General features: G+C 72.7%; 6 protein-coding genes. 4 read left to right on the forward strand and 2 right to left on the reverse strand.

The window, feature by feature from the left end:
- The first annotated feature begins 32 nt into the window (after window positions 1-32).
- Genes KME75_RS12850 through KME75_RS12860 form a run of 3 tightly spaced genes read left to right on the forward strand, consistent with a single transcriptional unit; the run spans window position 33 to window position 2,817 of the window.
- The gene (locus KME75_RS12850; protein WP_219414852.1) at window positions 33-824 is read left to right on the forward strand and encodes a hypothetical protein; all 792 of its coding nucleotides are present in this window, start codon (window positions 33-35) and stop codon (window positions 822-824) included.
- Window positions 821-1,345, forward strand: coding sequence for a hypothetical protein (locus KME75_RS12855; RefSeq protein ID WP_219414853.1), 525 nt, complete (start codon window positions 821-823; stop codon window positions 1,343-1,345). Before KME75_RS12850 ends, KME75_RS12855 begins: the two co-directional genes overlap by 4 nt.
- A gap of 32 nt (window positions 1,346-1,377) precedes the next feature.
- Window positions 1,378-2,817 (forward strand): GuaB1 family IMP dehydrogenase-related protein, encoded by a 1,440-nt coding sequence (locus KME75_RS12860; protein WP_219414854.1) that lies wholly within the window; start codon window positions 1,378-1,380, stop codon window positions 2,815-2,817.
- Window positions 2,818-2,950: 133 nt separating this feature from the next.
- Here KME75_RS12860 and phoH2 read toward each other — a convergent pair whose 3' ends face one another.
- Window positions 2,951-4,288 carry an RNA 5'-3' helicase PhoH2 gene (gene phoH2, locus KME75_RS12865; protein WP_219414855.1) on the reverse strand — a complete coding sequence of 446 codons (1,338 nt, stop codon included), beginning with the start codon at window positions 4,286-4,288 and terminating at the stop codon, window positions 2,951-2,953.
- 395 nt (window positions 4,289-4,683) lie between these two features.
- Window positions 4,684-5,883: a DUF885 domain-containing protein gene (locus KME75_RS12870; RefSeq protein WP_219414856.1), complete on the reverse strand. Its 1,200-nt coding sequence runs from the start codon at window positions 5,881-5,883 to the stop codon at window positions 4,684-4,686.
- A 345-nt stretch (window positions 5,884-6,228) separates the two neighbouring features.
- On the opposite strand from KME75_RS12870, the gene KME75_RS12875 reads away from it, so the two are divergent.
- Entirely contained in the window at window positions 6,229-6,636 is a 408-nt protein-coding gene (locus KME75_RS12875) for a hypothetical protein (protein WP_219414857.1), read from the forward strand.
- Window positions 6,637-6,863 lie beyond the last annotated feature (227 nt).

Consider the following 6,863-nt stretch of genomic DNA (forward strand, 5'->3'; position numbering starts at 1 on the left):
CGTGCTCTACCTGGATCGAGCGCAGCGCGGTCGTGCGGGTCGGGTGCGACGACGAGGATCTCGCGGTCACCGCCGCGGGTGGCATCCACGTCCGCTGGTCCGGACTCGGCCCGCACGGGCAGGCCGAGCGGATGGCCACCGCGCTCGCTGCGGCACGCGGTATCCGGGTCGACCGCACCGAGCGCGCGGTCCCCCTCCCCGACGCCCTGCCGAACACCGTTCCCTCGACGAGGACGCCCGGGCGGACAACCACTGGGAGGACTGGGAGGACTGGGAGGACTGGGAGGACTGGGAGGACTGGGAGGACTGGGAGGACTGGGAGGACGACGGGGACGCAGCGGGGCGGCTGGCCGCACCCACCGGACGACGCGATCACCGCCCGGCTCGCCGCCTTCGCCGAGGAGATCGCCGGATCGTGGGGGGCCGCGGTTGCGGTCGAGCGGGAGTTCCCGGGGTGGGTCACCCTGCGTCCGGCGCGCTCGGATGCCGTCGTGCTCTCGTGGGCCGACTCCGGCGACGAGCTGCGCCTGGAGATCCGGTGGGGCGCGGACGGCGTCCTGTTCCTGCCTCGCACCTCGCCGGGCGTCGACCGCCTGATGGGGTCGGTGCGCGCCGTGCTGGCCGGTGACGTCGACGTGGTGCACGCGCTGGGGCGCTCGCGCACGATCGTGGGGCGCGCCCCTGGTCGCGCCGTCCTGCCCACGGTGCGGAGCGGGGTGCTCGGCCGCGTCCCGCTGCCGTTCTGGCCGCGCTGGGGCAGGCGAGCCGGCTACGCGCCCTACCGCGCCGCCGAAACGCCTTGCCCACCGACGCCCGGCCGATGACGATCGTGCCGGTGGGTTCGGTGCTCCTGTGGTCGTTCCAACCGCTCGCCCGGGTCGCCGATCTGGAGTCGCACGGCGAGCTGGTCGGCTCGTGGGAGCGCCTGCCGCGCGACCTCGTCACCGCCGGCTACCGCGAGATGGTGGCCGCGATGGGCCGGGCCGGCATCGACACGCACGGCCGGCCGCCGGTGTGGGCGTGGGGCGGACGCTGCGACGTCACGCTCTCCGATGCCCACAGCCTGCTGCCCGACCAGCTGCGCGACGGGTACGCCACCGTCGAGTTCGACGCGCCCGCCGAGCTGGTCCTCGCCACGCGCTACGGGCCCTGGAACGACTACCTCTACGAGGTGTTCCAAGCGGGTTCGACCGCGGGCGTGCCCAGGGCGTGGGACGTGCCCACCCCCGTCGAGGGCGAGCTCGTGCAGGTATGTCTGCCGATCCTGCGTGCCGAGTGGGTGCGGGAGATCCGCCCACTGCCGCGATCGGAGGCCGACGACATCGACTGGTCCGCCCTGGCCTGATCCGCGCGAAAGTCGCGTAGACTCATCGTCTCGTGCGCTTCCTCGAGGGACAGCAGCCGTCCCACGACCTGACCTACGACGACGTCTTCCTCGTCCCCGGACGATCGACCGTCGCCTCCCGCTTCGACGTGGACCTCGGCACCGCCGACGGATCCGGTGCCACGGTCCCGGTCATCGCCGCGAACATGACCGCCGTCGCGGGCCGCCGGATGGCCGAGACGCTCGCCCGCCGCGGCGCGTTGACGGTGCTCCCGCAGGACGTCGCCCCGGAGGCGGTCACGGAGATCGTCGGGTGGATCAAGTCCCGGCATCCGGTATGGGACACCCCGCTCGTGCTCACGCCCGCCGACGCCGTGGCCGACGCGCTGAACCTGCTCGCGAAGCGGGCACACGGCGCGATCGTGGTCGTCGACGACGGGGGCAGGCCGGTCGGCACCGTCGACGAGGCCGCCTGCACGGGGGTGGACCGCTTCACGCGGCTCGGCGACGTGCTCGACCCGTCGCCGCTGACGCTGCCGATCGACACGCCGCCCCGCGAGGTGTTCGAGTCGCTCGGCACGCGCCGGGTCGCCCTCGGCCTCGACGCGGACGGACGCCTGGCCGGGCTGCTCACCGGGCTCGGGGCGCTGCGCGCCGAGATCTACTCCCCCACGCTCGACGCGGAGGGCAGGCTCCGCACCGCGGCGGCCGTCGGGATCAACGGCGACGTCGGCGTCAAGGCGAAGGCGCTGCTCGACGCGGGCGTGGACGTGCTCGTCGTCGACACCGCCCACGGCCACCAGGACAAGATGCTCGACGCGCTGCGCGCGGTCCGGGCCGCGGTCGACGAGGCCGGCGCCGCCGTCCCCGTGGCCGCGGGCAACGTCGTCACCGCCGAGGGCGTGCGCGACCTCGCCGGGGCGGGCGCCGACATCGTCAAGGTCGGCGTCGGGCCGGGCGCGATGTGCACCACCCGGATGATGACCGGCGTCGGACGGCCGCAGTTCTCGGCGGTCCTCGAGTGCGCGGCCGCCGGCCGGGACCTCGGCGTCCGGATCTGGGCCGACGGCGGCGTGCGCCACCCCCGTGACGTCGCGCTCGCGCTCGCGGCGGGCGCGTCGGCCGTCATGATCGGGTCGTGGCTCGCCGGCACCTACGAGTCGCCCGGTGACCTGCTGCGCGACGAGGCGGGCCGCCCGTACAAGGAGTCGTTCGGGATGGCGTCGAAGCGCGCCGTCAGCGCGCGCACCCGCGGTGACGGCAGCTTCGACCGGGCCAAGAAGGGCCTGTTCGAGGAGGGCATCTCCAGCTCTCGGCAGCTGCTGGACCCGCAGCGCCCCGGTGTCGAGGACGTGCTCGACCAGATCTGCTCGGGCGTCCGCTCGGCGTGCACCTATGCGGGTGCGCGGACGTTGGACGAGCTGCACGACCGCGCGCAGGTGGGCGTGCAGACGACGGCGGGCTTCACCGAGGGAACTCCGCACGGCCTGTGAGCGGAAACGGGTGCTATGGCACTGGTTTCCACTCACAACGAACTGCACCTGTGAGTGGAAACCAGTGCCACGCCTTCGGCGCCGCGGAGCGGTAGCACGCGTTTCCGCTCACAGGTGCCGTGCCGAAGGCGCGCTACGCCATCGGGCCCTCCAGCATCTCCGTCACCAGCGCCGCGATCGGGCTGCGCTCGCTGCGGGTGAGCGTGACGTGCGCGAAGAGCGGGTGGCCCTTCAGCTTCTCGATGACCGCCGCGACGCCGTCGTGCCGCCCGACCCGCAGGTTGTCGCGCTGCGCGACGTCGTGGGTCAGGACCACGCGGCTCGCCGTGCCGAGCCGCGACAGCACGGTGAGCAGCACGTTGCGCTCGAGCGACTGCGCCTCGTCGACGATCACGAAGGAGTCGTGCAGCGACCGGCCCCGGATGTGGGTGAGCGGCAGCACCTCCAGCATGCCTCCGGCCATGACCTCCTCGAGCACGTTCTGGCTGACCAGCGCCCCGAGCGTGTCGAAGACGGCCTGCGCCCACGGCGCCATCTTCTCGCTCTCGCTGCCCGGCAGGTAGCCCAGCTCCTGCCCGCCGACCGCGTACAGCGGGCGGAACACCACCACCTTGCGGTGCTGCTGGCGCTCCATCACCGCCTCCAGGCCTGCGCACAGCGCGAGCGCCGACTTCCCGGTGCCGGCCCGGCCGCCGAGGGAGACGATGCCGACCTCCGGGTCGAGGAGCAGGTCCAGCGCCACACGCTGCTCGGCGGAGCGCCCGTGCAGCCCGAACGCCTCCCGGTCGCCGCGGATCAGCCGCACCCGCTTGTCCGCGGTGACCCGCCCCAGCGCGGCCGATCCCCCGCCCAACAGCCGCAGCCCGGTGTTGCACGGGAGGTCCCGCGCGGCGTCGTGGTCGATGGCGCCGTCGGAGAACAGCGCGTCGACGTCGGCGGACGTCACCTCCAGGTCCGCCATGCCCGTCCAGCCCGACGGCACCACGTCGAGGGCGTGGTACTCGTCGGCGGCGAGGCCGACCGCGGCCGCCTTGACCCGCAGCGGCATGTCCTTCGTGACGAGCACGACGTCGCCGCGGCCGTCGGCCTTCCGTTCCGCCGCGAGGTTGAGCGCGCAGGCGAGGATCCGGCTGTCGTTGGAGTCCGTGCGGAAACCGGCGGGCAGCACCTCCGGGTCGGTGTGGTTGAGCTCGACGTGCAGCGTTCCGCCTGCGTCCCCGATCGGGACAGGTGCGTCCAGACGGCCGTGCTGGATGCGCAGCTCGTCGAGCGTGCGCAACGCCGTGCGCGCGAACCACCCCAGCTCCGGGTGGTGTCGCTTGCCCTCGAGCTCGGAGATGACCACGAGCGGCAGGACGACCTCGTGCTCGTCGAACCGGGTCAGCGACCACGGGTCGGACAGGAGGACGGAGGTGTCGAGCACGTAGCAGCGCGTGGATTCCGAAGCGGGGGCGGAACGACGGTCGGTCACGGATGCTCCTCGCTGGCGCGCGTCGCGCGGGCTCCGAGGTGGTGCACAGGCCTCGGAAGCCGGTCGACGAACGCTCCCTCGCGGGCGCGGCACCGCGCCACACTCTGGTGGGCCGGCCTGCCCTGGTCCGAACGCGTCCGACGACCTGGAGCTCGCCGCCGACCACGCCCGCGAGGGCCGGGTGCCGGCCCCCTCGGGTGCGAGAACCACCACGACCAGGGCCTCCCGGGCGGTCCGCATCGGGTACGGGCCGCCGACATGAACGCTACCGGCGGTCACCCCGGTGCGGTCAACAGCGACGCGTGGTCTCATCGGGGTAACGAACCGAGAATTAACAGAACGGCCTACCGTTCGTCGCTCAGCGCACACCGCCCGTCGTGCCTTTCCGGCCTGCCTCAGCCCGTTCGGCCGCCGCCCATCCGGGTCACCGGAGCGGCTTCGGCCCGCAGCACCGCAGGCGTGAGCGGCTCGTCCAGCAGCCGGCGGAACCGCGCAGCCCCCGGCGCCGCGTCGAACCACGCCCGCACGAGCGGGCGGCCCTCGGCGTACGCCGTGGTGTAGATCCGCCAGAGCGGATGCCGCAGGAAGCGGACCAGCTGCACCGCGCGCGACTCGTCGACCAGCAGCCACCGCCGCAGGTAGGCGATCACCTCGGCGACCGACGCCCGGTCCTGGTGCAGGAGAAGGGCGGCATCCTGGCGGACGCCGGCGAGCGGGGCCGTCGCGGCATCGAGCCGCTCGGCGACCTCACCGTCGAACGCCAGGCCCACCTCGCCCAGCACGTCTGCGGCGAACGGGCCCCAGCCCGGCCCGACGGCCGCGTGGAGCCCGAGCTCGGCGGCGCCTTCGGCGATGAGGGCCTGCGGACTGTTGGCGAGCACCATGCGGTGCTCGTGCCACCCCGCAGCGACGAGCCCGGCCTCCTTGCGGCAGCGCTCCACGTGATGGCCGGGATAGGCCTCGTGGGCGAGGAGCTGGACGAGCTGCGCGCCACGGTGCCGCGCGCCCGCGTTGACCGTGATCCGGGACCGGAACTGCCCGAGGTACTGGTGCAGCGCGCCCCACGGGGCGTCGTCGACGATGCGGTACTCGACCGACTCCTGGTCCGGGAGCGGGACGCGGAGCGCCGACCGCCCGCGCAGCGCGGCGGACACCGCGTCTAGGGCCGCCGGGAGCAGGTCGCGGGGGATCACGTCGCGAGCGCGGTGGGCGGCGAGCCGCTCGGCCGTGGTGCCCGGGCCCGCGAGCAGCGCGTCGATGTCCCGGTGGGCCTGCCGGTAGATGTCCTCGCACCCGTACCGGATCCGCATGCCGAACGCCGCCAGCACCTCGTCGACGTAGGGCACGTCCTGACCGGCCAGCCGCCGGGCCGCCCACTCGATCGCCGTCAGCTGGCCGCGGAGGAAGTCCCGGCGGTCCGACCCGAGCGCGTCGGGCAAGGAAGCGGCGAGGCGACCGGCGGCGCGCACGACCGCCGCCGGGGACCATGCCTCGACCCGGCGGCCCACGACGGGGAGCTCGACGGCCCCGGGCAGCAGTCGGTCGAGCCGCAGCGCGATGTCCACGTAGTCACACACCACGTCCTCGGGCGACATCCGGGCACCTTACTCAACGGTAACCACAAGCGAGTCCTGAGCGGCCGGAACGGGCCTCGTCACGCTCCGTCCTCAGGCAAAAAGGATACGCGCGCAACCGGGTGATTTGCGATCACAGTACGTGCTGTTACCTCGCCGTACCCGGCTTTGCACCCGGTGCAGGACGCCCCGAAAGGATGCGTAACTAAACGTAGAGTACTTGCCTCACACGATAGTGGTAGGTGATTTGTTCCCGCGGTCCGGAGGGCGCTAACTTTCTCCCAGTCAGCGCGGGCTCCCCGGTCATACGCTGACTTTGAATGGATCGGCTCCGGTCGACCCGGATCACTCAACAGGAGATGAACTGTGCTGAAGAAGGCTGGAATTGTCGTGGCCGCGGCCGCTGCCGGTCTGCTCGCGGTGAGCCCGCTCGCCTTCGCCGGTGACAAGGATGGGCACCACGAGTGGGACCGTGGCAACGGCCACGAGCAGAGCCAGAACCACGGCGACTTCGAAGACAACACCATCAACAACGCTGAGGGCGACGAGTCCAAGGGCATCATCAACGTTGCTGACAACAACGTGAACGTCCCGATCCAGGTCTGCAACACCGACGTCCCGATCCTCGCCGTCGACGTCGAGGACATCGCGGGCGCCCTGGGCCTCCTGGGCGACGCAGCCGCCAGCAGCGGCGACGAGGGCGGCCAGCGCACCTGCGAGGCCGACGCCGAGGTGGGCGACGAGGAGCCGGTCCTGCAGAGCATCGAGGACTGATCTTCGGATCCCTGTGGAGCGGCGCTGCACCTTCGGGTGCGGCGCCGTTTCCGCTTTTCCCCGCCCACATCACCACGCCGCTACGACGCGGGCCCGCACCCAGGGCCCCGGCGTTGTTCGTTTTCGTCCGGTTTGGTCGGATTCGGTTAGATGTTGAAGACGGCGAAGGCGTCGTCGTGGTTGCGGAGGTCGCGTCGGGCGTGGGCGATGTTGGCGCGCCCCGCGAG

This window comes from Pseudonocardia nigra, assembly GCF_019396355.1.
GTDB classification, from domain to species: Bacteria; Actinomycetota; Actinomycetes; order Mycobacteriales; family Pseudonocardiaceae; genus Pseudonocardia; species Pseudonocardia nigra.